The sequence below is a fragment of the Microbacterium sp. BE35 genome (genome assembly GCF_031457705.1).
In the GTDB taxonomy this organism is placed as follows: domain Bacteria; phylum Actinomycetota; class Actinomycetes; order Actinomycetales; family Microbacteriaceae; genus Microbacterium; species Microbacterium trichothecenolyticum.
In genome coordinates this window covers 160,797-186,906 of sequence record NZ_JAVDXD010000005.1, presented here as the reverse complement: position 1 = coordinate 186,906, position 26,110 = coordinate 160,797, and the positions used below count along the sequence as shown (strand labels likewise).

General features: G+C 70.9%; 31 protein-coding genes. 18 read left to right on the top strand and 13 right to left on the bottom strand.

The window, feature by feature from the left end; all coding sequences use genetic code 11:
• Positions 1 to 111: 111 nt before the first annotated feature.
• Entirely contained in the window at positions 112 to 1,746 is a 1,635-nt protein-coding gene (locus J2Y46_RS16795) for a cyclic nucleotide-binding domain-containing thioredoxin-disulfide reductase (RefSeq protein ID WP_045300207.1), read from the bottom strand.
• A 152-nt stretch (positions 1,747 to 1,898) separates the two neighbouring features.
• Here J2Y46_RS16795 and J2Y46_RS16790 point away from each other — a divergent pair, with 152 nt between their 5' ends.
• Complete coding sequence (locus J2Y46_RS16790) at positions 1,899 to 2,636, top strand: CoA pyrophosphatase (RefSeq protein ID WP_045300205.1); 738 nt, start codon at positions 1,899 to 1,901, stop codon at positions 2,634 to 2,636.
• A gap of 7 nt (positions 2,637 to 2,643) precedes the next feature.
• Here the strand turns inward: J2Y46_RS16790 and J2Y46_RS16785 are convergent, their stop codons facing one another.
• A complete protein-coding gene (locus J2Y46_RS16785) occupies positions 2,644 to 3,219 on the bottom strand; it encodes a DUF2510 domain-containing protein (protein WP_045300203.1) in 576 nt (191 codons plus the stop codon).
• Between the two features lie 243 nt (positions 3,220 to 3,462).
• Here J2Y46_RS16785 and J2Y46_RS16780 point away from each other — a divergent pair, with 243 nt between their 5' ends.
• Both J2Y46_RS16780 and J2Y46_RS16775 read left to right on the top strand, forming a co-directional pair.
• On the top strand, positions 3,463 to 5,136 hold the full coding sequence (locus J2Y46_RS16780) for an ATP-binding cassette domain-containing protein (protein WP_045300200.1): 1,674 nt from the start codon (positions 3,463 to 3,465) through the stop codon (positions 5,134 to 5,136).
• A 44-nt stretch (positions 5,137 to 5,180) separates the two neighbouring features.
• Positions 5,181 to 5,582, top strand: a complete 402-nt coding sequence (locus tag J2Y46_RS16775; protein WP_310243782.1) for a PPOX class F420-dependent oxidoreductase — start codon at positions 5,181 to 5,183, stop codon at positions 5,580 to 5,582.
• A gap of 60 nt (positions 5,583 to 5,642) precedes the next feature.
• Here the strand turns inward: J2Y46_RS16775 and J2Y46_RS16770 are convergent, their stop codons facing one another.
• A complete protein-coding gene (locus J2Y46_RS16770; RefSeq protein WP_310243779.1) occupies positions 5,643 to 6,518 on the bottom strand; it encodes an SDR family oxidoreductase in 876 nt (291 codons plus the stop codon).
• A gap of 109 nt (positions 6,519 to 6,627) precedes the next feature.
• On the opposite strand from J2Y46_RS16770, the gene J2Y46_RS16765 reads away from it, so the two are divergent.
• From J2Y46_RS16765 to J2Y46_RS16755, 3 genes are all read left to right on the top strand, one after another.
• Positions 6,628 to 6,990: a helix-turn-helix domain-containing protein gene (locus tag J2Y46_RS16765; protein WP_045300196.1), complete on the top strand. Its 363-nt coding sequence runs from the start codon at positions 6,628 to 6,630 to the stop codon at positions 6,988 to 6,990.
• Between the two features lie 73 nt (positions 6,991 to 7,063).
• Entirely contained in the window at positions 7,064 to 7,213 is a 150-nt protein-coding gene (locus J2Y46_RS16760) for a hypothetical protein (protein WP_310243776.1), read from the top strand.
• Positions 7,210 to 8,298, top strand: a complete 1,089-nt coding sequence (locus J2Y46_RS16755; RefSeq protein ID WP_310243773.1) for a DNA glycosylase AlkZ-like family protein — start codon at positions 7,210 to 7,212, stop codon at positions 8,296 to 8,298. Before J2Y46_RS16760 ends, J2Y46_RS16755 begins: the two co-directional genes overlap by 4 nt.
• A 34-nt stretch (positions 8,299 to 8,332) precedes the next feature.
• Here the strand turns inward: J2Y46_RS16755 and J2Y46_RS16750 are convergent, their stop codons facing one another.
• A complete protein-coding gene (locus J2Y46_RS16750; protein ID WP_045300190.1) occupies positions 8,333 to 8,668 on the bottom strand; it encodes a cupin domain-containing protein in 336 nt (111 codons plus the stop codon).
• A 141-nt stretch (positions 8,669 to 8,809) separates the two neighbouring features.
• On the opposite strand from J2Y46_RS16750, the gene J2Y46_RS16745 reads away from it, so the two are divergent.
• Positions 8,810 to 10,570 carry a Na+/H+ antiporter gene (locus J2Y46_RS16745; protein ID WP_045300188.1) on the top strand — a complete coding sequence of 587 codons (1,761 nt, stop codon included), beginning with the start codon at positions 8,810 to 8,812 and terminating at the stop codon, positions 10,568 to 10,570.
• Between the two features lie 12 nt (positions 10,571 to 10,582).
• Here the strand turns inward: J2Y46_RS16745 and J2Y46_RS16740 are convergent, their stop codons facing one another.
• The 3 genes from J2Y46_RS16740 to J2Y46_RS16730 form a co-directional block, all read right to left on the bottom strand.
• Positions 10,583 to 11,197 carry a TetR/AcrR family transcriptional regulator gene (locus J2Y46_RS16740; protein WP_045300186.1) on the bottom strand — a complete coding sequence of 205 codons (615 nt, stop codon included), beginning with the start codon at positions 11,195 to 11,197 and terminating at the stop codon, positions 10,583 to 10,585.
• 66 nt (positions 11,198 to 11,263) lie between these two features.
• Positions 11,264 to 11,620 carry an SPW repeat protein gene (locus J2Y46_RS16735; RefSeq protein ID WP_045300185.1) on the bottom strand — a complete coding sequence of 119 codons (357 nt, stop codon included), beginning with the start codon at positions 11,618 to 11,620 and terminating at the stop codon, positions 11,264 to 11,266.
• A 140-nt stretch (positions 11,621 to 11,760) separates the two neighbouring features.
• Positions 11,761 to 12,792, bottom strand: coding sequence for an LLM class flavin-dependent oxidoreductase (locus J2Y46_RS16730; protein ID WP_045300184.1), 1,032 nt, complete (start codon positions 12,790 to 12,792; stop codon positions 11,761 to 11,763).
• 136 nt (positions 12,793 to 12,928) lie between these two features.
• Here J2Y46_RS16730 and J2Y46_RS16725 point away from each other — a divergent pair, with 136 nt between their 5' ends.
• Positions 12,929 to 13,882: an aldo/keto reductase gene (locus J2Y46_RS16725; RefSeq protein WP_045300182.1), complete on the top strand. Its 954-nt coding sequence runs from the start codon at positions 12,929 to 12,931 to the stop codon at positions 13,880 to 13,882.
• Positions 13,883 to 13,906: 24 nt separating this feature from the next.
• Here the strand turns inward: J2Y46_RS16725 and J2Y46_RS16720 are convergent, their stop codons facing one another.
• Complete coding sequence (locus tag J2Y46_RS16720; protein WP_045300180.1) at positions 13,907 to 14,359, bottom strand: MarR family winged helix-turn-helix transcriptional regulator; 453 nt, start codon at positions 14,357 to 14,359, stop codon at positions 13,907 to 13,909.
• A 138-nt stretch (positions 14,360 to 14,497) separates the two neighbouring features.
• Here J2Y46_RS16720 and J2Y46_RS16715 point away from each other — a divergent pair, with 138 nt between their 5' ends.
• The 3 genes from J2Y46_RS16715 to J2Y46_RS16705 all read left to right on the top strand — a co-directional run bounded on the left by J2Y46_RS16715 (position 14,498) and on the right by J2Y46_RS16705 (position 17,856).
• Entirely contained in the window at positions 14,498 to 15,718 is a 1,221-nt protein-coding gene (locus J2Y46_RS16715) for an MFS transporter (RefSeq protein ID WP_310243766.1), read from the top strand.
• Between the two features lie 116 nt (positions 15,719 to 15,834).
• Complete coding sequence (locus J2Y46_RS16710) at positions 15,835 to 16,326, top strand: bifunctional nuclease family protein (RefSeq protein ID WP_045300176.1); 492 nt, start codon at positions 15,835 to 15,837, stop codon at positions 16,324 to 16,326.
• 135 nt (positions 16,327 to 16,461) lie between these two features.
• Entirely contained in the window at positions 16,462 to 17,856 is a 1,395-nt protein-coding gene (locus tag J2Y46_RS16705) for an FAD-binding oxidoreductase (protein WP_310243763.1), read from the top strand.
• 67 nt (positions 17,857 to 17,923) lie between these two features.
• On the opposite strand, the gene J2Y46_RS16700 is transcribed toward J2Y46_RS16705, so the two are convergent.
• Positions 17,924 to 18,637, bottom strand: coding sequence for an MBL fold metallo-hydrolase (locus J2Y46_RS16700; protein ID WP_310243761.1), 714 nt, complete (start codon positions 18,635 to 18,637; stop codon positions 17,924 to 17,926).
• A 99-nt stretch (positions 18,638 to 18,736) separates the two neighbouring features.
• On the opposite strand from J2Y46_RS16700, the gene J2Y46_RS16695 reads away from it, so the two are divergent.
• Entirely contained in the window at positions 18,737 to 19,261 is a 525-nt protein-coding gene (locus J2Y46_RS16695; protein ID WP_045300169.1) for a TetR/AcrR family transcriptional regulator, read from the top strand.
• A 10-nt stretch (positions 19,262 to 19,271) separates the two neighbouring features.
• Here J2Y46_RS16695 and J2Y46_RS16690 read toward each other — a convergent pair whose 3' ends face one another.
• Both J2Y46_RS16690 and J2Y46_RS16685 read right to left on the bottom strand, forming a co-directional pair.
• A complete protein-coding gene (locus tag J2Y46_RS16690) occupies positions 19,272 to 19,835 on the bottom strand; it encodes a dihydrofolate reductase family protein (protein WP_310243757.1) in 564 nt (187 codons plus the stop codon).
• Positions 19,836 to 19,890: 55 nt separating this feature from the next.
• Positions 19,891 to 20,829 carry an RNA polymerase subunit sigma-70 gene (locus tag J2Y46_RS16685; RefSeq protein WP_310243754.1) on the bottom strand — a complete coding sequence of 313 codons (939 nt, stop codon included), beginning with the start codon at positions 20,827 to 20,829 and terminating at the stop codon, positions 19,891 to 19,893.
• A 63-nt stretch (positions 20,830 to 20,892) separates the two neighbouring features.
• Between J2Y46_RS16685 and J2Y46_RS16680 the strand changes: the two genes are divergently transcribed.
• The 3 genes from J2Y46_RS16680 to J2Y46_RS16670 are packed head-to-tail and all read left to right on the top strand — an operon-like array spanning position 20,893 to position 22,823.
• Positions 20,893 to 21,231, top strand: a complete 339-nt coding sequence (locus tag J2Y46_RS16680; RefSeq protein WP_045300166.1) for a helix-turn-helix transcriptional regulator — start codon at positions 20,893 to 20,895, stop codon at positions 21,229 to 21,231.
• Positions 21,228 to 21,890 (top strand): cation transporter, encoded by a 663-nt coding sequence (locus J2Y46_RS16675; protein ID WP_045300577.1) that lies wholly within the window; start codon positions 21,228 to 21,230, stop codon positions 21,888 to 21,890. The genes J2Y46_RS16680 and J2Y46_RS16675 overlap by 4 nt, the downstream gene beginning before the upstream one ends.
• Positions 21,891 to 21,935: 45 nt before the next feature.
• A complete protein-coding gene (locus J2Y46_RS16670) occupies positions 21,936 to 22,823 on the top strand; it encodes a metalloregulator ArsR/SmtB family transcription factor (protein ID WP_084695639.1) in 888 nt (295 codons plus the stop codon).
• Positions 22,824 to 22,835: 12 nt separating this feature from the next.
• Here the strand turns inward: J2Y46_RS16670 and J2Y46_RS16665 are convergent, their stop codons facing one another.
• Together J2Y46_RS16665 and J2Y46_RS16660 are read right to left on the bottom strand one after the other, a co-directional pair.
• Entirely contained in the window at positions 22,836 to 23,171 is a 336-nt protein-coding gene (locus J2Y46_RS16665) for a DUF6804 family protein (RefSeq protein WP_310243748.1), read from the bottom strand.
• A gap of 114 nt (positions 23,172 to 23,285) precedes the next feature.
• Complete coding sequence (locus J2Y46_RS16660) at positions 23,286 to 23,531, bottom strand: hypothetical protein (protein WP_045300162.1); 246 nt, start codon at positions 23,529 to 23,531, stop codon at positions 23,286 to 23,288.
• Between the two features lie 316 nt (positions 23,532 to 23,847).
• On the opposite strand from J2Y46_RS16660, the gene J2Y46_RS16655 reads away from it, so the two are divergent.
• The 3 genes from J2Y46_RS16655 to dinB all read left to right on the top strand — a co-directional run bounded on the left by J2Y46_RS16655 (position 23,848) and on the right by dinB (position 26,013).
• Positions 23,848 to 24,015: a DUF2510 domain-containing protein gene (locus tag J2Y46_RS16655; RefSeq protein ID WP_084695638.1), complete on the top strand. Its 168-nt coding sequence runs from the start codon at positions 23,848 to 23,850 to the stop codon at positions 24,013 to 24,015.
• A 102-nt stretch (positions 24,016 to 24,117) separates the two neighbouring features.
• Complete coding sequence (locus J2Y46_RS16650) at positions 24,118 to 24,678, top strand: Dps family protein (RefSeq protein ID WP_045300160.1); 561 nt, start codon at positions 24,118 to 24,120, stop codon at positions 24,676 to 24,678.
• Between the two features lie 138 nt (positions 24,679 to 24,816).
• Complete coding sequence (gene dinB / locus J2Y46_RS16645) at positions 24,817 to 26,013, top strand: DNA polymerase IV (protein ID WP_310244111.1); 1,197 nt, start codon at positions 24,817 to 24,819, stop codon at positions 26,011 to 26,013.
• Positions 26,014 to 26,110 lie beyond the last annotated feature (97 nt).

The following is a 26,110-nucleotide window of genomic DNA, read 5'->3' as shown; positions in this document are numbered from 1 at the left end:
CGCCCGCGAGGGTGCGACCGCGGGCGCAGAATCGGAAGTTCGGGGAGACACGCCGGCGACGGATGCCGCCACCCGGCGCGTCGGGCGAAGCCTCCGATCCTGTGCGCGCAGTCAGGCGCGCGGTGCGGCCGCGCCGAGCGCGAGGTACTGGTGCGTGAACGCGATCGCTGCGCCGCCCTCGCCGACGCCCGCGACGACGCGCTTCACCGAGCCGGACCGCACGTCGCCGATCGCGAAGACGCCGGGCACGGTCGTCTCGAGGGCGAACGGGCGGCGCGCATGGTGCCACGAACCCGATTCCGCCGCATCCGCCCCAGTGAGCACGAACCCGCGCGCGTCGCGCGCGATCTCAGCCGGCAGCCACGCGGTCTCGGCGTCGGCCCCGATCATGACGAAGAGCACGTCGACGTCGCGCTCCTCGACGGCGCCCGTGCGGCGGTCGGCGATGTCGGCGGCGCGGAGCGCATCGGCGCCGTGCAGTCCGACCACCTCGCTGCGGGTCTCGACGCGGATCGCAGGGATCGCCGCGATCTGGTCGATGAGGTAGCGCGACATGCTCGACTCGAGCGATTCGCCGCGCACGAGCATCGTGACCGACCGTGCGTGCCTGCTGAAGAACAGCGCCGCCTGCCCGGCCGAGTTCCCGGCGCCGATGATGCAGACGTCCGCACCCTGCGCCACCGCCGAGTCGCTGCGCGCGGCGCCGTAGTAGACGCCGCTGCCGAGGAACCGCTCCACGCCCTCGACCGGGAGCGTGCGCCACACCACGCCCGTCGCGAGGATGACGACCTCGGCGCGCACGACGTCGCCGCCGTCGAGCGTCAGCTCGCGCGTCTCAGGGTCCAGTGCCTCGACCGTGCGCGTGACCACGATCTCCGCGCCGAGCCGCTTCGCCTGTGTGAAGGCGCGTCTTGCCAGGTCGTCGCCCGAGATGCCGAACGGGAATCCGGTGTAGTTCTCGATCCGCGTCGAGGTGCCCGCCTGGCCGCCGGGCGCGAAGGTCTCCACGACAAGCGTCCGCAGACCCTCGGCTGCGGCGTTCACGGCGGCGGTAAGACCGGCGGGGCCGGCGCCCAGGATCACGACGTCATAGCGGTCGGCTGCGGGCGTCACATCGAGCCCGACCGCCTCGGCGATCTGCCGCATCGTCGGATTCTCGAACCGCGCGCCGCTCGCGAGCTCGATCAGCGGGTAGTGCGGGGCGTCGGCGGCGGCATCCACGTCCACGCGTTCGAAGTCGACCTGGTTGCGCGAGAGGAACCCGATCACGCGGTGCGCGCGGGCGCTGCGTCGCGGATGGATGAGCCGCACCTCGTACTCGTGCTGCTCGGCGGCCATCGTCTGGAGCGAGTCCAGGTACCGCCGCGCGAGCCCCGCGACCCGGTCGGGGACCGACGGCGCGTCCGCGGCGAGCGAGTAGTAGACGGCGGGCTCGAGTTTGAGCACGCGCGTCGGCTCCCCGGCACGGCCGCTCGCCGGGAACGGCGTGCTGAGGGTCATCGGGACTTCGCCGAAGAACTGACCCGGCCGGCGCGTGCCGATGACGCGCTCCTCGCCGCCCACCACTTTCGTGATCTCGGCCACCCCTTCGACCACGACGAAGAGGGCCCGAGTGTCGCCTTCGTGCGCGAAGTACTCGCCCGTCACGAGCCGGATGTCCTCGACCGCGCCGGCGAGGTGGGCGAGGGCCGCGTCGGGCACCTCGGCGAAGACGTGCAGGGCCCGAAGGCCTTCGACGGTGATCATGCGGCTCCCCAGCAGCGCAGGCACACGCGGCGCGGTGCGCCCGATGGCGCCGGTGCGCCACGGGGCGAACGTAGCGGCACGGCCGAGCGGCGGTCAACAGCCGGTTCCGTCAGCCGGGACCGCGTGTCCAGGATGCGGCGTAGCCTGAACGGATGCCGCAGCCGTCGACTCCGCAGACCGGCGAGCCGCGCCGTGGTCATGCCCTCGGTGCGCGTGCCCAGCTCGCCGCGCTCGCCGACGATTCCGCGACCGGAGCGGGCGCGTTGGTGGATCTGCCTTCACCGGCCGATCCGCGCCCGGCGGCGGTGCTCATGCTCTTCGGGGTGCTCGACACGCTCCCCAGCGATCACGACGCGCAGGCCCACGCCGTGTCGCGCGACCTCGACGTGCTGCTCCTGTCGCGCGCGACGACGCTGCGCGCGCACCCGGGGCAGGTCGCGTTCCCCGGCGGCCGTCTCGATCCGGGCGACGACGGCCCCGTGGCCGCGGCGCTGCGCGAGGCGCGCGAGGAGACCGGCCTCGACCCCGCCGGCGTCGAGGTGCTGGGCGAGCTCGTCGACATCCCTCTCGCCTTCTCGCAGCACGTGGTGACTCCGGTGCTGGCGTGGTGGCGGCATCCGTCACCGGTCCGCGTCGTCGACGAGGCGGAGTCCGCCGAGGTCTTCCGTGCGCCCGTCGCCGATCTGCTCAGCCCGGCGAACCGCGGGGTCACGGTGATCCGTCGCGGCGGGCAGGAGTGGCGCGGCCCCGGATTCCTCGTGCGGCATGCGACCGGCGAGCACCTGGTGTGGGGATTCACCGGGATGGTCCTCGACGCGCTGTTCGACCGCCTCGGCTGGACCGAGCCGTGGGACGACGGGCGCGAACTCCCGCTCGCGCTGCCCGACTGAAGACCCGTCAGCGGTAACGGTAGTGGTCGGCGCTGCTGTTCACCCAGGTGATGAAGCGGCGGGCCTCGGCATCGCGCGCCGCCGGGAACGGCGAGACCCATAGCTGCGGCCCCGCGATCACGAGGTGCGGTGCTGCACGCGTGATCGCCCTGTTGAGCGTGCGCGGCGTGATGGGGCCGGCCGGCCCGAACATCCGCCTCTCGACCGCCGCCTTCGTGAACTCCGGGCGCCGAAGCAGCGCATCGCCCGAGTCGGCGGACGCCGCGACCTCCCTCACAGGCTGGCTCAGGTCGCCGAAGTGGATCCACCGACCATCGATCACGACGCCGGTGAAGTCCTGCTCCTGCCCGCTGTAGCGCACCTCGCTCGTCCAGCGCCGGCCGTCCCACCAGCGTGTGCGGCCGCGCTGGTCGTCGTACCACCCTGCCTGTGCCGGGCCGGATGCGGCGGGTCCGGCATCCGTTCGCAGTTCGGTGTCGCGCTCGCGCAGGTCGATGAACTGGTCGGTCCAGTGCGTGCCGTCCCACCAGCGCTGTTTGCCGGAGCCGTCCTCGTACCACCCCGGTGCGGGCTGCGTCGCCATGGTCCGAGCGTAGTTCGTGCCCGGGCGGTGTCCAGCTGCGGCGGCTATGCTCGAGCCGTGCATTTCCACTTCTTCATCTGATCCGACGTGCGGCCGCGCCCGCATGTCGCTCGTCGAGTCATCCGAGCGACGCGTGCCTGCGGCATCCGGCCCCTTCCCGGGCCCCGTCAGATCATCCGCACGCGCGCGCCCACGGGCCCAGCGTGCCCGCAGAGGCCCCGGTCTCGGAAGTGGACACACCACATGCCTTCCCTCACCCGCACTCCTGCGCGCGACCGCGCGCAGCTCACCGCCGCGCGCGTCTCGTTCTCGCGTGCGGGTCACCGGATCCTGAACGACGTCGACCTCGTGGTGACGCCCGCCGCGCGCATCGCGATCGTCGGCGAGAACGGCCGTGGCAAGTCCACGCTGCTGCACCTGCTCGCCGGCCTGCTCGTGCCCGATGCGGGCGACATCGCGCGCGTGGGCACCCTCGCGCTCGCCGAGCAGGAGATGCCGAAGGGTGATCGCCGCACGGTGGGCGACGCGGTGGCCGAGGCCATCGCGGACGCCCTCGCGGCTCTCGATGCGCTGGACGAGGCATCCGTCGCCCTCAGCACGGATCACCCGACAGGCGCCGCTGCCGACGCGTACGCGCAGGCGCTCGACCGCGCCGTCGCGCTGGACGCCTGGGACGCGGAGCGGCGCGTCGAGGTCGCGCTCGAAGCGCTCGGGGCCGAGACGGACCGCACGAGGCCGCTTGCGCAACTCTCCGTGGGGCAGCGCTATCGCGTGCGTCTCGCGTGCCTGCTGGGCGCGGACCACGACTTCCTGCTGCTGGACGAGCCGACCAACCACCTCGATCGGGAGAGCCTCGACTTCCTCACCGCACAGCTGCGCGCACGGGCCGGAGGCGTCATCGTGGTCAGCCACGATCGCGCGCTGCTCGCCGATGTCGCCGACACGTTCGTCGACCTCGACCCGACCCCGGACGACCGTCCGCGCGTGTACGGCGGCTTCGACGCCTACCGCGAAGGGCGCGAGGCCGAGCGCGAGCGCTGGCAGCAGCTGTACGACCGCGAGCAGGCCGAGCGGACACGACTGCAGGACGACCTGAGCGCGGCGCAGAACCGGCTCGTGACCGGCTGGCGGCCGGAGAAGGGATCGCCGAAGCACGGTCGGGCCACCCGCGCCGCGGGCATCACGCAGACGATGCACCGCCGCCGCGCCGCGCTCGAGGCGCACGCGGTCACCGTGCCCCCGCCGCCGATGCGGTTCGCATTCCCGGCGCTGCCGTCCCGCGGTGCGGCGGCGCTGCTGGTCGCCGAGCACCTGCACCTGGACGGACGGATGCCGCGGCCGGTCTCGCTGGTGCTCCACAGCGGCGCGCGGGTCGTCGTCACCGGCCCCAACGGCGCCGGCAAGTCGACGCTGCTGGCGGCGCTGGCCGGCACTGTCGACTCCCACGATGCGGACGCTGCGGCCCAGGAAGCGGGTGCCCTGGGGGGCGCGGTGCGCCGGGGCGGCAGCATCCGTCTCTCCCTGCTGCGTCAGGAGTCCGTGCTCGATCCCGACCGGCGTGCGTCCGAGCTCTACGACGAGCGGGTCGGGAAGGCAGTCGCGTCCGGCGCGCTCGCGGCGTCGCAGGCGGCCGGCCTGAGTGCGCTCGGGCTGCTCACGTCGCGGGAGACCGGGCGCCGCGTCGGAGAGCTGTCGATGGGGCAGGTGCGCAGGCTCGATCTCGCGCTCGCCCTCGCGGTGCGCCCGCACGTGCTGCTTCTCGACGAGCCTACGAACCACCTCTCGTTCACGCTCGTCGACGAGCTGACGGCGGCGCTGCAGGCGACGGATGCAGCCGTGGTCGTGTCCACCCACGACCGGCAGCTGCTTCGCGACGTCGTCGAGTGGGACCGCATCGACCTGGGAGTGCGTGGGTGACACCGTTCGACCGTCGGTCTCCGGAGCCACGGCAGACTGGAGCCATGCGCCACGTCGACGACATCGTCCCCGCTGACCGCCGCCACCTGCTCGCGCTCCCGGTGTACGCGCACCTCGGGACCATCCGGCCCGACGACACCGTGCAGGTCAACCCGATGTGGTTCGAGTTCGACGGCGAGCACGTCCGGTTCACGCACACGAACTACCGCCAGAAGTACCGCAACCTGCAGCACAACCCGTCGATGTCGCTGTCGATCCTCGACCCCGACTCGCCGTTCCGGTACCTCGAGGTCGCGGGCAAGCTCGTCGACGTCGTCCCCAACCCCGAGGGCGCGTTCTACGTGCGGCTCCAGAACCGCTACGGGAACCCGAGCTCGACGCCGCCCCGCGACAAGGAGGACCGCGTGATCCTCGTCATGTCGATCGATCGCGCAACCCGGCAGTAGAGCCAACGGCGAAGGGGAGGATGCTGCGGTTGCGGCATCCTCCCCTTCGCCGTCATCGCGTCAGGCGTTGACGCGCGACGCCGCCACGGCGGCGCGCAGGCCCTCGGCGACCGGTGTGGTGGGGCGGCCGAGGAGGCGCGCGAGCGTCGGGTCGGCGTCGGCCAGGACGCCCCGCGCGATACCGGCCTCCAGCTCGGCGACGAAGCCGACGGTGCCCGCGTCGAGACCTGCCTCGGTGAGAGCGGCCTCGAGCTGCTCGCGAGAGACCGGCACATAAGCGACGTCGCGGCCGAGCACCGCGGCGGCAGCCGTGGCGAGGTCGGCGTACGACACCGCGGTGTCGCCCGAGAGCTCGTAGGTGCGGCCCAGGTGGCCGCCCTCGGTGAGCACGACGGCCGCGGCCTCGGCGTAGTCGGCACGGCTCGCGGCGGCGACGGTCGCGTCGCCGACGGACGCGGCGACCACACCGGTCTCGGCGGCGCGCAGCACGTCGGGGGTGTAGTTCTCGGTGTACCAGTTGTTGCGCAGCACGACGGCGGGAACGCCGCTTGCGGCAAGGTACTCCTCGGTCGCCTTGTGATCCGGCGCGAGCACGAAGTCGACGGAATCGGCGTGCGCGAGGCTCGTGTAGACGACCTTCGCCGTGCCCGCGGCCTTCGCCGCGTCGATCACGTTCACGTGGCCCTCGTGGCGCCGGCCGGGCTCGGACCCCGAAATCAGCAGCAGTGCGTCGACACCCTCGAGCGCGGCGGCGACGGACTCGGGAGCGTCGTAGTCGAGGGGGACGACACGGATGCCGCGGTCCACCAGATCCGCGACCTTCGAGGTCGTGCGGGCGCCGGCGACGATATCGCCAGGGGCGACGCCGCGATCGAGGAGCGCATCGATGACGAGGTGGCCGAGCTGTCCGCCGGCGGCGGTCACGAGGATGGTCATGGGTGTCCTTTCGGTGGGGAGGCGCCTTGCGCACCCACCCCACGGCAACGCCCGCGATGGCGATTGACATTCCAGCCGGAGGGTACCCACTTTGAGGTAAGGTACCCACGTGGTGGTGAGTTTTGCGGAAATCCGGGCAGAGATTCCCGGCGTCTTCGACGAGGCGTGCCCGACGCGTGTCGTCCTCGACCACGTCATGAGCAAGTGGGGTGTACTCGTGCTCATGGCCCTCACCGAGGGCACGATCCGGTGGGGCGAGCTGCGTCGCACCGTAGAGGGCATCAGCGAGAAGATGCTCGCCTCGACGCTGCGCACCCTCGAGAAGGACGGTCTGGTCGCGCGCACGTCGTATCCCGAGGTGCCGCCGCGCGTGGAGTACTCGCTGACACCGCTCGGCGACGAGCTGATGGAGCGCATGATGCCGCTCATGGCGTGGATCGGCGTCCACGCGGGAGACATCGTCGAACGCTGACGCCGAACGGTCGACCGCGTCGGCGCATCGGGCTAGCGTGGGGCGCGACCGCACGTTCTCATCGGAGGTTCGCATGTCCGCCGTCGTCGCAACGATGTCGCTCTCGCTCGACGGGATCGGCGCCGGAGTGAACCAGACCGAGGAGCGCCCGGTCGGCGAGGTGCCTGAAGGCACGCTTCATCGGTGGATGGTGCTTCCCGCGGAAGCCGCTGCGTCCGCGTGACGGCGCATCAGCTCACGCGGGATCAGGCGCGGCGCATCGTGGTGCGCGCCCAGCTGCTCGACGCCGAGCGTGCGGGCGACGTCGTCGAGGTGGCCGAGCAGCTCGGCTACATCAAGATAGATCCCACCGCGACGATCGCGCCGTGCGAGCACACCGTGCTGTGGTCGCGGATCGGCTGGTCGTACGAGCCCGGGCAGCTGCGCAAGGTCGTCGAGGACGAACGGCTGCTCTTCGAGTTCGACGGCACGTTCCGGCCGACGAGCCTGCTGCCACTGATGCTGCCGGCCATGCGCCGGTGGCCGCAGCGCGAGAGCAGTCGGCAGTGGCTCGAGGCGAACGCCGGGTTCCGCGCCGACGTGCTGGCGCGGCTGCGCGCCGAAGGTCCGCTCCTCGCGAGCGACATCCCCGATACGGCGCAGGTGAGCCGCTCGCCCGACGGCTGGTCGGGGTCGAACCAGGTGCCCCACATGCTGGACTTCCTGCTGCGCCAGGGAGAGGTCGCGGTCACCGGCCGTGAGGGTCGGCATCGCGTGTGGGACCTCGCCGAGCGCGTTTACCCGCAGGACCTGCCCGAGTACGCGGACGACGAGGCCGCCGTACTGCTCGCGGCACGCCGGCTCCAGTCGGCTGGACTCACTAAACCCCACTGGTACTGGAGCGGCGTCGCGAAGGACACCGGCGAACCCGCGGTCGTCGAGGGCAGCACCACGAAGTATCGCGTCGACCCCGAAGCGCTCGCCGCGCTCGACGACGAGGATTCCGGCGGTCGTGTCGCCTTCCTGAACCCTTACGACAGCCTGCTCTTCGACCGCAAGCGGCTCGAGGAGGTCTTCGAGTTCACCTACGTCCTCGAGCAGTTCAAGCCGAAGGCCCAGCGGCGGTACGGCTTCTTCGCGCATCCGATCCTGATGGGCGACCGATTCGTCGGGATGCTCGACGCGGAGGTCGACCGGAACCGCGAGGTGCTCAGGATCAACGCCCTGCACGAGTTCCTGCCGTTCGACGCCGAGGAGTCCGAAATGGTGCGCGCCGAGATCGCCGAGCTGGCGGAATGGCTCGGCGTCTCGGTCACGGGACTGCCCTGAACACGCCGGAGTCAGTCCGCTGGGCGACCGGAGCTCAGGGCACGCGGTTCGAGACGGTCAGCAGCACGACGGAGTCCTCGAGCGCCGCGAGACTGTGGCGCTGCGGCGGAACCGTGAGGTGATCACCGGATGCTCCGTCCCACGCGTCGTCGCCGGCGACGAGGCGCACGCGCCCGCGCAGCACCTGCAGCGTGGCTTCGTGAGGGCTCTCGTGCTCGGCGAGTTCGTGACCGGCGCGCAGCGCGATGACGGTCTCGCGCAGGGCGTGCTCATGGCCTCCGCGGATGGTGCGCGCGGCGCGCCCGCTCGACGCGTCGCGCGCCTTCGCGGTCAGGTCGTCGATCAGATCGGCCAGATCCGTGCTGTCCATCCGCGTCGCCTCCATCGCCTCGACAGGCCGGAGTCTACCCGCGGGCCTGCCGACTGAGACAGGCCCTGCGGCACCCGGCATCGGGAATCCCTTCGCCCCGTGCGCGGTTGCGAGGATCATTGCACTGAAGGGAGGCCGCGCATGAACGGACTCGAAGTCACCGTGCTCGTCGGGATCACTGTGCTCACCGGCGCGATCCTCGCGCCCCGGCTCAGGGTGGCGGTTCCCCTGCTGCTGGTGGTCGCGGGGCTGGCGCTCGGATTCATCCCCGAGGTTCGCGAGATCGAGCTGCCGCCTGAGACCGTGCTGCTGCTGTTCCTTCCCGTGCTGCTGTTCTGGGAGAGCCTCACCACCTCACTGCGGTCGATCCGCCGCGACTTCCGCGGCATCTTCCTGATGAGCACGGCGCTGGTGGTCGCCAGTGCGTTCGCCGTCGCCGGCGTCGCGTACCTGCTCGGCCTGCCGTGGGACGCCGCGCTCATCCTGGGGGCGGCGGTCGCCCCGACGGACGCGACCGCGGTGGCGGCGCTCGGCCGCATGCTGCCTCGTCGCAACTTCATGAACCTCAAAGCCGAGAGCCTCACCAACGACGGCACGGCGCTCGTCATCTACGGGGTGGCCGTGGGAGTGGCGGTCGGCGGCACGTACACCCCGCTGGACGTCACCGGCCTCGTCGCGCTGTCGTACGTCGGCGGGGCGGCCGCAGGGATCGTCGTCGCGGGCCTCGCCTACCTGGTGATGCGACGCACCCGTAACACGCTGAACCTCAATATCGCTCTGCTGCTGGTGCCGTTCACGGCGTTTCTGGTAGCCGAGCTCATCCAGGCGTCGGGCGTGCTCGCCGTCGTGGTCGCGGGCCTCATCATCGCCTACATCCAGCCGCGCATCAGCACCGCCGCCTCGCGCCGGCAGGCCGCGTGGACCTGGCCCCTCGGCTCCTTTCTGCTCAACGGCTCGCTGTTCGTGCTGATCGGGTTCGAGGTGCAAGCCGTCGCTCATGAGATCCCGGGCCGCGAGATCGGCTGGCTGGCGGTCATGACCGTCGCGGTGTGGCTCGTGCTGCTCGTCGCGCGGTTCGTCTTCCAGACGACGTCCGTCATGATCATCCGCCTGCTCGATCGCCGGCCCTCGCAGCGTCTGCGCCGCACGACCTATCGGGCGCGGATCGTGAGCGCCGTCGCCGGGTTCCGCGGTGCGGTGTCGCTCGCGATCGCCCTGTCGGTTCCGCTGACCACCGCCTCGGGGGAGGCGCTGCCCGGCCGCGACGAGATCATCTTCGTGACGGCCGGTGTCATCCTCCTGACGCTGCTCGTACAGGGACCTCTGCTGCCCGCGGTCGTCCGGTGGGCGCGCCTGCCCGACGACATGGCGATGCAGAAGGAGCTCGAACTCGCCGAGCGCGCGATCACGGGTGCCGCTCTCACCGCGGTCAAGGAGATCGCGCACGACCATGGCATCAGCGAGGAGACGCGAGATCGGCTGACTCGCGACTACTACGAGTTCCTCGAGCGCAACAACGAGCGCGCGCAAGCGCGGGAGCAGGCCGAGGTCGACCGCCAGATCGCCGACCTCGACCGTCGGATAGGGGAGACGGGTGACACCGCCTCGGATCCGGTGATGGCTGCCGGCCTGTCCCGGGCGGGCGCGGACCGGCCCGAGGCGGCTGCGGACGAGGCGCCCGGCACGGCCACGGCGCTGCTCGAGGCACCGGCCCCGCTGCCCTCGCCCCAGGAGCGCGACGAGGAGTATTCGCGGCTGCGCATCGCGGTGCTCGACCGCAAGCGCGATGTGCTCTATCGCCTCCGGCGCGAAGGCGCGGTGGATGATGCTGTGGTCACCCAGATCCAGACGCGCCTCGACGTCGAGGAGCTGCGGATCACCGGCATCGAGACGCTCGATTGACGCCCGGCGGGTTCACGCCGCAGAGTCGCGCAGGCCCGCCGAGATCAGGTCCGCGAGGGCGGGCAGGTCGGCCGGTTCGGCGGGGCTGATCACCGTCTCAGCCGCGTCGTCGCCCGCCGATCCCTCCTTGCCGACGTGGTCGAGGAGCGTCGGGGTGGTGATGATCGCGACCCAGGCCGCGGCCGCGGTGCGCACCCGGCGCGCGGCGATCGGGTGGAGGATGCTCGCCCCGAGCACACGCTCGACGATCGCCTGCAACTGACTGCGGTAGTCGTGGAGCTTCTCGCGCACCTCCGGGTGCGTGCGGTGTTCGCGCCACACGATGACCCGCCGCACCGCCGACTCCGCCTGCAGTTCACGCAGCCGGTCCGTCACGTTCAGCAGGGTCTGTGCCGGATCCCCGCGCGCGATCAGTCCGGAGGTGTCGATCGGATCGAGGTCCAGGCGCTCACCCACCAGGGCGCGGAGCAGATCGGTCTTGGTGGGGAAGTAGTAGAACAGCAGCCCTTTGGGCACACCGGCGAGGTCGGCGATCGCCGTCGTGGGTGTGGCATCGAAGCCGCGCTCCGCGAAGAGGCGCTCGGCGGCGTCGAGGATGAGCGTGCGGCTCTCGCGGCTGCGGGTCATGTCGAGTCCTGGAAAAGGTCGGCGGGGGCGTCGGTCTGATCCGGCGCCCCCGTCTCGGCTCGCACCTCAGTGCGGGATGGCCTGGTCGTGCATGTGCATGGCGGGTCTCACGGCGAGCGCGGCCACGATCACCGCGACCGCCCCACCGATCCAGCTGACCCAGGCGGCGCCGGACTGCATGTCGGCGTATCCGCCCAGCCAAGGAGCCACGAACAGCAGCGCGCCGAGCGCGAGCTGCACATACTCCATCGCCACCATCCCCGGCATCGCGAGGTTGGCGACGCCTGCGGCGATCAGCAGGACGCCGACGATCAGCATCCACGGCATCGACGCGCCCATCTGCGGCAGGGCGAACGCGCACACCACGGCGATGAGGCCGACACCGGCTGCGACCCAGTCCTCCCAGCGAGTCCACTTCTTCATTCGGATCTCCTCCTTTCCAGATCAGATGGCTCCCGATCGGGGGTCGATTCGAACGGTACGCCTGACTGACCGACCGGTCAAGAACCCGCTCGCGTGACGACGAGGGGTCCTCCGCGGCGCCTCGAGGAGAGTGATTCCGGTCAGACGCGCGTGGACTGCCAGCCCAGCGCCGGCGCGACGTATTTGGCGAACGACTCGACGACCCGCAGGTTGAACTCGACGCCGAGCTGACTCGGGATCGTGAGCATCAGGGTGTCGGCCGACGCGATCGCGGCGTCCTCCTTGAGCTGCTCGACGAGCTCGTCGGGCTCTGCCGCGTAGGTCTTGCCGAACGTCGAGCGGATGCCGTCGATCACGCCGATCTGGTCGCCGTCCTGGCGCCCGCCGAAGTACATCCGCTCCTCGGCGGTCGTGATGGGGAAGATGGAGCGGCTCACCGACACGCGCGGCTCTCCGGTGTGCCCCGCTTCGCGCCACGCGGCGCGGAACGCGTCGATCTGCTGCGCCTGCAGCAGATCGAACGGGGTGCCGTCGGCCTCGGTGAGGAGGGTCGACGACATCAGGTTCACACCCGTCCGGCCGGCCCATTCCGCGGAGTCGCGGTTGCCGGCGCCCCACCACACACGCGAGCGCAGGCCGGGGGAGTGCGGCTCGATGCGCTGCAGTCCGGTGGCGCCGGCTCCGAAGGGAGACGATGCATCGCGTTCCGCCAGTCCTTCACCGTCGATCGCGCGGAGGAAGAGGTCGAAGTGCTCACGTGCGAGGTCGGCGCCGCGCGGATCCTCGGACCCCGTGTAGCCGAACGCCTCGTATCCGCGAACGACGCTCTCGGGGGAGCCACGGCTCACGCCCAGCGCGAGCCTGCCGCCCGAGATGAGATCGACGGAAGCCGCCTCCTCGGCGAGGTAGAGCGGATTCTCGTAGCGCATGTCGATGACGCCGGTGCCGACCTCGATGTTCTCGGTGCGCGCGGCGATGGCGGCCAGCAGCGGCATGGGGGAGGACTGCTGGCGCGCGAAGTGGTGCACCCGGAAGTACGCGCCATTCGCCCCCAGTTCGTCCATTCCCTGGGCGAGGTCGATCGCCTGCAGCATCGAGTCGGCGGCGGTGAGCTGCCGGCCGCCGCCGAGCGGGCCGTAGTGTCCGAACGAGAGGGTTCCGAATCGCTGCATGTCGTCTGCAACCGTACGCGCGCGGCATCCATTCCGGTGAATGCACTCTCGCTCCGGGAGAAGCCACGCCAGGTCGCGAGGCGTCATGTCGCGTCATCGGGGAAGCGATCGGCGCGCCGCGTGGTTGCCTCGAAGCATGACCTTCATCGGAACCAGCTCCCTCGACGTCCTTCCCCTCTCGCTCGGCGGCAACGTGTTCGGCTGGACGGCCGATCGCGACGCGTCGTTCGCGATCCTCGACGCCTTCCACGCCGGCGGCGGGAACTTCATCGACACCGCCGACTCGTACAGCGCGTGGGTCGACGGCAACTCCGGTGGCGAGAGCGAGACGATCATCGGCGAGTGGCTCGCGGCGCGGAAGCCCGAGAACGTCGTGGTCGCGACGAAGGTCAGCCAGCACCCCGGATTCAAAGGGCTGTCGGCGAAGAACGTGCGCGCCGCCGCCGAAGCATCGCTGAAGCGCCTCGGCGTCGACACCATCGATCTCTACTACGCTCACTTCGACGACGAGACGGTTCCGCTGGAGGAGACCGTCGCCGCTTTCGGTGAGCTCGTCACCGACGGACTCGTGCGATACACAGCGGTCTCGAACTACAGCGCCGACCGCATCCGCGAGTGGGTCGGTCTCGCGCAGGCCGCCGGCAGCGCGCTGCCCGTGGCCATCCAGCCGCATTACAACCTCGTGCACCGCAATGACGTCGAGGAGCACATCATCCCGCTCGCACAGGAGTTCGACCTGAGCCTGGTGCCGTACTTCTCGCTCGCGAAGGGCTTCCTCACCGGCAAGTACCGGTCGACGGATGCCGCGGGCCAGTCCTCCCCGCGCGCCGGCGCCGCGTCCCAGTACGCCACTGCCCAGGGGCTCGAGATCCTCGACGCGCTCGAGGGCATCGGCCGCGCCCACGGTGTGTCGACCGCCGCGACGGCGCTCGCGTGGCTGCGTGCGCAGCCCACGGTGGCAGCGCCGATCGCGAGCGCATCGCGTGTGGAGCAGGTCGCCGACCTCCTGGACGGCGCGCGTGTGGAGCTCACGGCCGACGAGGTCGAGGTGCTCACCCGCGTGTCGGAGTGGACGCCCGCGGCCGTCTGAGCACCGGTCGGTTCCCGCGCCGGGTCATGCCGGCTGCGGGGCCGCCGTCTGCAGCACCTCCACGACCGGCGCGAGCTCGGGCTGCTCCGCGGCGTCGGTGAGAACTCGCGCGAGCGTGTCGTCGTGGATGGGCCGGGCGCGCTCGTAGAGCTCCCGCCCGGCAGGGGTCAGTTCGGTGTAGATGCCGCGGCGGTCGTCGGCGCAGAGGATGCGCGTGATGAGGGCGCGGTCCTCGAGCCGGTTCACGAGGCGCGTGGTCGCGCTGGGACTCAGCGCCGTCGCGCGCGCGAGCTGCTGCATGCGCATGTGCCAGCCGTCCTGGCGGCTGAGGGCGTCGAGCACTGTGTACTCCACGACGGACAGATCCACGGATGCTGCGAGCCCGCGCTCGAGTTCGGCCTCGATGAGTCCGTGCAGCGCGGCGAGCGTGCGCCAGCCCTGTGCGCGCACTTCGACGGCGTCGTCTGCAATGCCCATGGGTCCTCCTTGTCGACGCGGCGTTGTCCATGCGAAGGAATAGTTGTTTGCGCGTATACCTAGCGTGTGCAACTATTTATCCCGCCTACGCAATATCCCGCGTGTGCAACTAAACCTCAGCATACCAGGAGACCCCTCATGCCACTCGGACTCGTCGCGCTCGCCATGGGCGCCTTCGGCATCGGACTCACAGAGTTCGTCATCATGGGCCTGCTGCCCGAGGTCGCCCGGGACTTCGCCGTCAGTGAGGCCGCAGCGGGCTGGCTCATCTCGGGCTATGCGCTGGGCGTCGTGGTCGGGGCGCTCGGCCTCACCGCGGCGACCACCCGCCTGCCGCGCAAACCCGTGCTCCTCGGCCTCATCGTGCTCTTCATCGCCGGGAACGTGCTCACCGCCCTCGCCCCGGACTACGGCATCGCGATGACCGGCCGCATCCTCGCCGCGCTGTCGCACGGGGCGTTCTTCGGCATCGGCTCCGTGGTCGCCGCGAGCCTCGTGGCGCCGGAGAAGCGCGCCGGCGCGATCGCGATCATGTTCACCGGCCTCACGGCGGCCAACGTGCTGGGCGTCCCGTTCGGCACGTTCCTCGGCCAGCAGTTCGGATGGCGCTCGACGTTCTGGGTGATCGCCGGCATCGGCGTCGTCGCGTTCGCCGGCATCGCAGCTCTCGTCCCCGCCCCGGCGGAGGCGCAGGAGCGCATCAGCCTCCGTCGAGAACTGCGGGCGTTCAGCTCGGCCCAGGTGTGGCTGTCTCTCGCCGTCACCGTCCTGGCCTTCGGCGGCATGTTCGGCGCATTCACCTACATCGCCTATACGCTCACCGAAGTGAGCGGGTTCGCGTCCAGTGCGGTGCCGTGGCTGCTCGTGCTGTTCGGCGCCGGTCTCGTCGGCGGCAACTGGCTTGGCGGACGCCTGGCCGATCGCCGCCTGGACGCGACGCTGATCGCATTCATCACGGCGCTGGTGGTCGTTCTTGTCGCCCTCGCCCTGTTCGCCGGATCGCAGCCGGCGACGATCGCCGGCCTCGTGCTCATGGGCGCCTTCGGCTTCGGCACCGTGCCCGGACTGCAGAGCCGCATCATGCATTACGCCGACGGCGCTCCCACTCTCGCCTCGGGTGCCAACATCGGCGCGTTCAATGTCGGCAACGCGCTGGGCGCGTGGGCCGGCGGGTTCGGTATCAGCATGGGTCTCGGCTACACCGCCCCCATCTGGATCGGCGCCGCCATCTCGGCCGTGGGGCTCGTCGTGATGGTCGTCGCCGCCCTCGCCGCACACCGCGCGCGCGGCCGTGTCGTGCGGGCGACGCGTCCGGTGACGCCCGCCACGACGAGCACGGTGCCCGTTCCTGTCATCTGACCCCGCAGTCCGGCGACACCGCGCGCGCACCCCCTGTCCCGGGTGCGCGCGCGGTGCCTACGATGGCCCAGAGAGAAGACGGCGCCGACGGATGCCGCGAGCCGAGGGGGTGCGCAATGGTCCAGGTACGTGTGGCCGGCGTAGCCCTCGACGCGTCGGGACAGCACGTGCTGCTGCTGAAGCCCGTCGACCAGATCCCCGGCGACGGGCTCGTGCTCCCGATCTGGATCGGCCAGCTCGAGGCGACCTCGATCCTGGTCGCCGTCGAGAACGCCGATGTGCCGAGGCCGCTCGCGCACGACCTCATGGGTCTCATCCTGACCGCGCTCGACGCGGTGGCGACGAAGGTCGAGGTCACGCGCATCGAGGACGGCACGTTCTACGCCGAGATCACGCTCTCGACCGCGCTCGGGGACCGCATCGTGGATGCTCGCCCGTCCGATGCCGTCGCCCTCGCGTCGCGCGTGGGTGCGCCGATCTGGGTCGCCGACGCGGTGCTCACCGAAGCGGGCGTGCCCGACGTGCTCACAGAGACCGATGCCGCCGAGCGGCTCGACGAGTTCAAGCGGTTCCTCGACGAGGTCGAGCCGGAGGACTTCGAGAGCTGAGCCGGACTCGCGCCCGCGATGTATCTGGGGCGGCGGAGCCTGCTCTTTCGTGGGGTGGCCGCCGCGTGTGGCGCGGCCACGCGGACGGATCCCGTCGTGATGCTCCGTCGCGCTCCCTGACCGAAAGGCATCTCCATGTCCCTCAACGACCTCGCCCTCGACGTGCCCCACGCCGCCGTTGCCGCCGCCGCGGCCGAGCTGCGCGCCGCTCTCGGTGACCGCGCGCTGCTGCGCGGCGACGCCGGATACGACGCCGCCCGGACGCCGTGGAATCTCGCCGTGGCGCAGCATCCGTTCGCCGTCGTGATCCCGGAGTCCGCGCAGGACGTCGTCGACGTCGTGCGGGCAGCGACGCTCTCGGGGCTGCGCCTCGCGCCGCAGTCGACCGGCCACGGGGCGGGGGCGCTCAGCGACACCGACCTCGCACACACCGTGCTGGTCTCGCTGCGATCCCTGTGCGGCGTGACCGTCGACCCCGAGACGCGCACCGCGCGCGTGCTCGGCGGCTCGCTCTGGAACGACGTGCTCGAGGCGGCCGCCCCGCACGGGCTGACGGCCCTCCACGGCAGCGCCGGCGACGTGTCGGTCGTCGGGTATTCGCTCAGCGGCGGACTGTCCTTCTATGCCCGCGCGCACGGCCTCGCCGTGAACGCGGTGCGTGCCGTCGAGGTCGTGACGGCCGACGGCTCGCTGGTACGAGCATCCGCCGCCGAGCACCCCGACCTGTTCTGGGCGCTGCGCGGCGGATCGGGCTCGTTCGGTGTCGTCGTCGCGATCGAGATCGACCTGCTCGCGGTCGCCGACGTCTTCGCCGGCATGCTGCTGTGGGACGCGTCGCGCGCCTCGGAGGTCGCGCACGCGTGGGCGCAGTGGACGCAGTCCGCGCCCGAGACCGCGACCACCACCCTGCGTATCCTCCACATCCCGCAGATGCCCGAGCTGCCGCCGTTCCTGTCGGGTCGTTCGGTGGTCGTGATCGACGGGGCGATCGAAGAGACGGATGCCGCGGCATCCGCTCTGCTCGGACCGCTCCGTGCGTTACAGCCCGAGGTCGACACGTTCGCCCGCATCCCGGCGCCCGCTCTCGTCGGCGTGCACATGGACCCGCCCGAGCCTTCGCCGTCGGTGACGTGGCACGCGGTGCTGGGGGAGCTGCCGGCACGTGCCGTCGACGCCTTCGTCGAGGCGGCTCAGACCCCGGGGATCTTCGTCCAGGAGCTGCGTCACCTCGGCGGTGCCGTGAATCGGCGGCCGGAGGGCGGCGGCGCGATCGCCTCGCTCGACGGCGAGTACCTGGTGCACTCGATCGCGATGGTGCCCGCGCCCGAGGCTGCGGCCCCTGCGACGGCTGCGGTGCGCGCGGGCGTCGCGGCCATGGTGGCGTGGCGGGTCGATGCGCTCGCCCTGACCTTCGTCGACGCTCCCGGCGCCGATCGCTCGGTGGCGTTCGGTGCCGCGTGGGCGCGGCTGCGTCAGCTCAAGCTCGACTACGACCCGGCGAACCTCTTCGCAGCCGCGCGGCCGGTCTGAGTCGACGCGTCCACGTCGAGAATCCCGGGTCTCGGCGACCGGCGGTGGGTGTCGAGGCGGGTGCGGCTCAGGCCGTACCCGCCCGGACGGCCGCTGCGACTTCGGCGGGCGATCCCTTCCAGGGCGCGCCGTGACCCGGGAGCACCCAAGAGGCCTGCACGGCTGCGAGGTGGTCGAGCGAGGCCAGGGCTTCGGCCGGATCGTCGGTGAACGGCGCGGGCTGCATGCCTTCACGACCCGTGAGAACGTGGCGCGTCGTGAGGGCGTCGCCCACGAACACGGCGTCGGCGACGGGGATGTGCACCGCGATGCTGCCCGGCGAGTGGCCGGGCATCCCGACGATCACGGGGGCGCCGGGCAGATCCAGCACATCGCCGTCGTGCACCTCGACCACCTCCGCCACGTAGGCCGTGGGCATCGCGCGCTTGCGCAGCGCGTATGCGAAGAACCCGAGTGTCGGCCCGAGCTTCATCGGCCCCGTCGACACCTTCGGCTTCGCGCCGGTCCGCGCGCGCTCGGCATCGGCCTCGTGCACGTAGACGGGCACGCCGTGGTCTCGGCGCAGGCGCTCAGCGAAGCCGATGTGGTCGCTGTCGCCGTGGGTGAGCACGACGCCCTTGACGTCGGCGGGGGAGAGGCCGAGTCCCTCGAGTTCGCGGACGAGGTCTTTCCAGTGACCGGGAAGGCCCGCGTCGACGACGGTGACGCCGTCGTCCGTCACGACGAGGTAGGCGGCGACGATGTCGTTGCCGATGCGGTGCAGATGGGGTGCGAGCTTCATGGGGGATCCTTCGCGGGTGCCGCCGGTGTCTCCGAACTTGGCATGGCTACGATACGTAGCTATGATGGCTACTGTCAATAGCCATCGAGGGAGGCTCGCATGCCGACACCGGAACGCACGTCGTACGCCGAGATCGTCGCGGCGGGACGCGACATCCTGGAGGAGTCCGGCCCGGCGGGCCTGACGATGCAGAGCGTCGCGCAGCGCGTGGGGGTGCGGGCGCCGTCGCTGTACAAGCGCGTGCGGGACCGCGACGCCCTCATCGGGGCCGTCGCCGCCGCGACCGTGGACGACCTGACCGGCCGGCTCGAGGCATCCGATCGCTCTCTGGAAGGCCTCGCCCGCGCCTACCGGGCGCTCGCGCACGAGCGCCCCGAGGGATTCCGGCTGATGTTCGCGGCCGCTGCTCCCCAGGAGCTGCTCGACCGCGCGGGGCTCACGATCGTCGACAGTGCTGCGGTCATCACCGGTGAGGAACACGCCCTCGACGCCGCGCGCCTCGTGACCGCGTGGGCGACGGGGTTCATCCACATGGAGCTCGCCGGAGCATTCCGGCTCGGCGGCGACGTCGACGGGGCGTTCGACTACGGTCTCGCCGCGCTGCGCCGCGGCCTCGGCTCCTGAGCCGGCCGGGTCATGCGGCGCGGCCCCGGACGCGATGGATCGTGAGGCTCGCCGGTCCGGTCATCTCGGAGGACACGAGTTCGAGGTCGACGGGGTCGGGGAAGAGCCGGCGGCCGGCCGTCACGGCGGTCGGGAACGCGATGAGCCGGTACTCGTCGATGAGATCCTGCTCACGCAGCGCGCCCACGACGGAACCGCTGCCGATCACGACCACGTCCCTCGTCGCGATGGTCTGGGCGATCCACTCGCCGAGGGGCCCGTCGACTGCCCGCGAGTTCGTCCACGCACCCTGCGGGAGGGCGTGGCTCGTCGCCACCGCCTTGTCGGCCTGGTTCATCGCGTGTGCGAACGGGGTGTCGCGGCCCGGCCACAGTTCGGCGAAGTGGTCCCAGGTGCGGCGACCGAACAGGAGCACCCCTGTTTCGAGCAGGTCGCCCAGCCGGAACTTGTCGCCCGCGACGCCCTCGGGCCCGTAGCGCATGGCCCATCCGCCGAACGGCGTGCCGCCGCTGCCGTCCGGGTCCTCGACCACGCCGTCGAGCGTGATGTACTGCACGACGATCACTCGTCCCATCCTTGCCTCCTCGTGAAGTGGGTTCACAAGGACATACGGATGGGATGCCGCGAACTCATCGCCCCGGGGAGAACTCGTTCTCGAAGAGGGCGAAGAGCCGCGGGTCCTGGTAGACGAGCACGTGCGCGATCATGCCCGACGCGTCGCCGTCGAAGATCTGCACCGTGTGCGGCCGGCGCCCGTCGGCAGTCAGCCGGTACAGCAGGATCCCGGGCTGACCGTTCGCCGAGATGGGCGCCGTCTCCCAGTCCTCACCGCGCCGGGCGAAGAAGTCCACCATGAAGTCTCGATACGTGTCACGCCCGCGCGACCAGGCAGGCACCGGCGGCATCTCGAAGACGAGGTCGTCGGCGACGAGGGAGGCGAGCGCTGCGACATCCGCTCGCTCGATCGCCCGTGCGTACCGCTCGACAGAGGTCGGAGCGAGGGTATGCGGACGCCGGGCGCCGGTCGAGATGGCGACGCGAGCCCGCTGCAGAGCCGAGTTCGCGGAGGCGACCGACACCTCGAGTGTCTCCGCCGTCTCCACGGCCGACAACCCCACGAGATCGCGCAGCACGAACGCCCCCCGCTGGAGCGGGGAGAGCGACTGCAGCATGGCGGTGACGGCGAGGCGCACGTCGCTGCGGCGCTCGACGACGGTCTCGACGTCGGAGCCGGCGAGCCAGCCGGTCGGGGCGGGGGTGAGCCACGGAACATCGAACGCGGGCACGAGCGGGGCGCCGATCTCGATCCCCGGCTCCTGCAGATCCCTCGGCAGCGGGCGCCGAGGCGCCTCGCGGAGCCGGTCGAGGCAGACGTTGCGGGCTATGCGGTACGCCCAGGTCGCAATGCTCGCGCGCTCCGGGTCGAAGGAGTGGCGGGCACGCCAGATCCGTTCCATCGCGTCCTGCACGGCGTCCTCCGCCTCGAACGGCGAGCCGAGCATCTGGTAGCAGAACGGCATGAGCCGTCGACGGATGCCGGACAGCTCGACCTCGTCGAACTCAGCCACACGGCGAGCATAGGCGCCGGATGCGGATCGATTCGATACAGCGATCACTGTACTATTGCGGCTATGACCTCGGCGACCGCCACCGTGTCCCACACCGCGGCCCTCGCACGGCTCGGCTACGCGCTCGCCGACCCCACGCGCAGCGCCGTCCTGCTGGCGCTGCGAACCGGGCCCGCATACCCGTCCGATCTCGCGGAAGCCGTGGGTGTGTCGCGTCAGGTGATGTCGAACCAGCTCGCGTGCCTGCGCGGCTGTGGTCTGGTCGAGGCCACTCCCGAGGGTCGGCGCGCATCGTACCGGCTCGCCGATCCTCACCTCGCGCCGGCACTCGACGAGCTGCTGCAGGTCGTCCTGTCGGTCGATCCCGCATGCTGCACGGGCGAGACCTGCGGGTGCGTATGAGCGCCGGCATCCTCACCCACGAGCGACGCAACAGCCTCGAACGTCGCATCCGCTGGATCGTCGCGGCCACGATCGCCTACAACGTGGTCGAGGCGATCGTCGCGATCACGGCCGGCAGCATCGCGTCGTCGGGTGCGCTCATCGCCTTCGGACTGGACTCGACGATCGAGGTGGTGTCGGCGGCGGCCGTCGCGTGGCAGTTCACACGTCGCGATCCAGAGCGCTGGGAGCGGCCGACGCTTCGGGTGATCGCGGTGGCGTTCTTCGCGCTCGCCGCGTATGTGACCGCGACGTCGGCACTGACGCTGATCCTGCGGGTCGACGTAGAGCACAGCCCGGCCGGCATCCTGATCACCGCGCTGAGCGTCGTGATCATGCCCTTCCTCTCCCTGGCCGAGCGGCGCGCAGGTCGCGAGCTCGGGTCGGCGACGGCGGTCGCCGATTCGAAGCAGACGCTGATCTGCACGTATCTGTCGGCGTCGGTTCTCCTCGGACTCGTGCTCAACAGCCTCTTCGCCTGGTGGTGGGCCGACGCGGTGGCAGGACTCGTGATCGCGGTCTTCGCCGTCCGTGAGGGACGGGAGGCCTGGCGGGGCGACGCGTGCGCGACGTCCGTCGGCATGCTCCTCGACGAGGACCACGACCACCATCGCGGCTGACGCAGGGGGCGTCGTCGACCATCGAGCGTCGATAGGATTCCATCTATGAAAGGCGCGGCCCAGCGCGGACTCACGGTCCTGGCCGACCCGACCCGTGCCCGCATCCTTCGCTTGATCCGTGACGCGGACGGCGGGCACGCGCTGGTCGGAAAACTCGCCGATGCGCTCCAACTCCGCCAGCCCACCGTCAGCCACCACATGAAGGCGCTGCTGTCCGAAGGCGTCGTCGTGAGGGAGCGCGACGGACGACGCGTCTGGTATTCGATCGCGCCGGACCAGATCGATCGGGTGAACGCGCTCATCGGGGCCGGCGACAGCGAGGCGGCGCCGGCGGCGCCCGATCTCGAACGGATCGTCGACGACCTTGCGCTCCGGTTCCGCGGCACCTTCAGTCCCGAGACAGTACGTGCCGGCGTTCAGAGCAGCTACGACCTGCTGGTCACCGGCTCGAGCTCGCCGCTGCTCACTTCTCGGACCGCCGCCTTCGCGGCGGCGCGACTCGAAGCGCTCAGCCGAGCCCAGGGCGATCTGCCCGCCCGCCCTGAGGTGCTGTTCGTCTGCGTGCAGAACTCGGGGCGCTCCCAGCTCGCCGCGGGAATCCTCCGGCACCTCGCTGGCGATCGTGTCGGGGTGCGCAGCGCCGGCTCGGCGCCCGGGCCGGAGGTGCGCACATCGATCATCCAGGCGCTCGACGAGATCGGCGTGTCCGTCGGCGGGGAGTTCCCGAAGCCGCTCACCGACGACGTCGTCCGCGCGGCGGACGTCGTCGTGACGATGGGATGCGGCGATTCCTGCCCGGTATTCCCTGGTCGGCGGTATCTCGACTGGCCCCTCGAAGACCCCGTGGGCAAGCCGATGGTCACGGTTCGCAGCATCCGTGACGACATCGAGGGCCGTGTGCGCGCCCTGCTGGACGAGATCCTCGCGTACTGACCCGGCGGGTCGTCAGCTCCTGGTGGTCCGGATGGTCGCCCCCGCCACAAGGAACAGCACGGCGGCGACCGGCTGCGCGGCCGTCCAGACGGGCCCGTCGAACGCGAAGGGGAAGATCGGGTTCCAGAGGACGGCGATCGCCGAGAACACGGGGATCCACCACCAGTGCCGTGCCTGGAACGCGAACCACGCGACGATCACGGCCAGGGTGGCGACGATGAACCGGATCAGCAGGAACCAATCGCCGCCGATCAGCAAGGGCGCCAGGAACAGGGCGATCGCCGCGATCAGGCTGGGCGCGAAGGCGTTGCGCTGATACGTCGAGGCGGTCCGGTCCTTGTTCGTCATGCTCCGACTCTCTCACCGTTGCGTTGCGCGGGGAGAATCCGCACGTGCTGCACGGCGACGACAGTGCCGGCGGGGCAGCCTCCCTGTTCGGAGGCGGGGGACCGCGTTCTCGGGTTACTGGTCGTCGGACGCCCGCGAGGCCCGGCGGCGTTCGAGACGCCAGTGGATCTCGTGAGTCTCGGGATGGCGCCATTCGTGCATCCGGTACTCGAAGCCCGGCAGCAGCACGATCGGGATCGGATCAGGAGAGGCCGGCGCGACGGCGCCGACCACGATCTTGGCGTCAGCCGGGATGAACGGCGACTGCGCCGGCACGGGTGCGGTGATGATCTCGACAGGGTCTCCGTAGGGGCGCGCCATGCGGGCACCTTAGCATGACCAGGGAACCTCCTGAGAGATACCTTAGAGCATCTATACACGGCCGATAGCAGCGTCATAGGGTCTAGATAGAAGACGAAGCGCTCGTCGTGTCGAGGCCGAACCCGAAGGCCCCGTTCCTTGCCGGTGTGTGGGGCTGGCGAGCCGGCGGCGCTACCCCACGTCTTCTAGCCGGTGCGGGTTGGGGGCGTACTCGTTACGCGGGGGAACCCGGTCCACAGCACTGCGGCGGCCCGCCTCTGGATGCACCGCGTCCAGAGGCGGGTCGGCCGGGCTTTGTGCGACGAAAGGAACACCCATGCGTGATTCGGTATCCGCTCCCGCGAAGGCCGGGTGGTATCCCACCCCGGTTCACGACAGAGAACGCTACTGGGACGGGGTCCGATGGACCGAGATGTTCCGCCAGGCCCGGGCGAGTGCGCCGACCTCGATCGGTGGCGGCGTGGGGTCCGAAGCCACCGTCTGAGCATCTTGGCGACCCGTCCGCGACATCAGCGGCCGCTAGCACGACCGTCGATCACGCACAATCCCGGCGCGTGAGTCCGCGTGAGTCCGTACGTTCGGCGTCATGGCCACCACCACGAAGAACCCCACCGCGTCCGCCACTCGGAACAAGCGGCGCGCCGCTCGCGGCGCCCAACTCACCAAGGAGCAGAACGCGGAGAGCGGGTTCACCGCCTCCGCCACGCTGAGCGACAACCTCCAGAAGGTGCTCGTCGATCTCATCGAGCTCGCCTCGCAGGGCAAGCAGGCCCACTGGAACGTTGTCGGCAAGAACTTCCGCGACACGCACAGACAGCTGGACGAGATCATCGAGTCGGCTCGTGAATTCAGTGATGACGTAGCCGAGCGGATGCGGGCGCTCCACGCCCTCCCCGACGGTCGCAGCGACACCGTTGCGGAGACCACCAGCCTCCCCGAGTTCCCCCAGGGTGAGATCGCCACCACCGAGGTGATCGACCTCGTCACGGAACGACTCGAGAACACGGTCGCCACGTGCCGGGACGTGCACGACGCGGTCGACGAGGAGGATCCCACCAGCGCCGATCTGCTGCATCAGATCCTCGAGAAGCTCGAGCAGTACGCATGGATGGTGAGCGCGGAGAACCGGGTGCCGAAGCAGGGCTGAGCCGGAGCCGGGGAAACGGGGTGCGGCCTTGTCGCTGCACCCCGTTTCCGCCATTCTCTGAAGCCGCCCGCACGATCCTCGACGGATGTCGTCGGTCGATGCAACCATCATCAGAACAAATGTTCGATGGGAGGCGGCATGCGGGGCGAGGCGACCGTGCTGCACGCCGATCTCGACGCCTTCTACGCGTCGGTCGAGCAGCGCGACGCCCCCGCGCTGCGCGGCCGGCCCGTGATCGTCGGCGGTGGGGTGGTGCTTGCGGCCAGCTACGAAGCGAAGGCTCGTGGCGTGCGTACCGCGATGGGTGGGCGGCAGGCGCGCGACCTCTGCCCGGATGCAGTCGTCGTGCCGCCCCGGATGGAGGCGTACTCGGCGGCCAGCAAGGCGGTCTTCGCGATCTTCCGCGATACGACGCCGCTGGTCGAAGGGCTCTCCATCGATGAGGCGTTCCTCGAAGTCGGCGGCCTCCGCCGCATCGCGGGCACGCCCGAGCAGGTCGCGGTGCGCCTGCGGGAGCGGGTTCGTGCGGAGGTCGGACTGCCCATCTCCGTCGGGATCGCCCGCACCAAGTTCCTCGCCAAGGTCGCCAGCGCCGTCAGCAAGCCCGACGGGTTGCTGGTGGTCGAGCCGGAGCGGGAGCAGGAGTTCCTGCTTCCGCTGCCGGTGGAGCGGCTGTGGGGTGTGGGCGCGGTAACCGCCGAGAAGCTCCATCGGCTCGGCATCCGTACCGTCGGTCAGCTGGCTGAGCTCGAGGCCGCGACCGCCGAGAGACTGCTGGGGAAGGCGGTCGGGGCCCATCTGCACGCGCTCGCCCGGCTGCGGGATCCGCGCCCGGTCGACACCACGCGTCGCTGTGGGTCCATCGGCTCGCAGCGAGCCCTCGGGACGCGTCCGCGGGGCGCCGAAGAACTGGAGGTGATCCTCACCCAGATCGTCGATCGTCTCGCCCGTCGCCTCCGCGACGGCGACCGCGTGTGCCGCACGGTGGTGCTCCGGCTCCGCTACGGCGATTATGCGAAAGCCACCCGATCCCGCTCGTTCCGCTCGCCGACCGACCGCACCGCGCTGATCCTCGCCGTCGCGCAAGGCCTGCTCGCCGCGGCGCAGCGGGAGATCGCAGAACGCGGCATCACCCTCATCGGCGTCTCGCTGTCGCAGCTCGGCCGCGTCGACAGCGTCCCGCCGGAGCTTCCGATCGACTGGGACGACGGCGTACGCCTCGACACCGTACTCGACGCGGTCCGCGATCGCTTCGGCGCGGCCTCGGTGTCGCGAGCCGCGCTCCTCGGCCGTGATCCGGGCTGGTCGACTCCGCTGCTCCCGGAGCACGAATGAAGACGGTCAGTGGGCCTGAAGATTCCCGCGCCAAGAGGTGTCCGCCACGCTGCGCGGGAGGCGTTGCGACCTGGGCAGACGGGGAGTCCCGCCATGC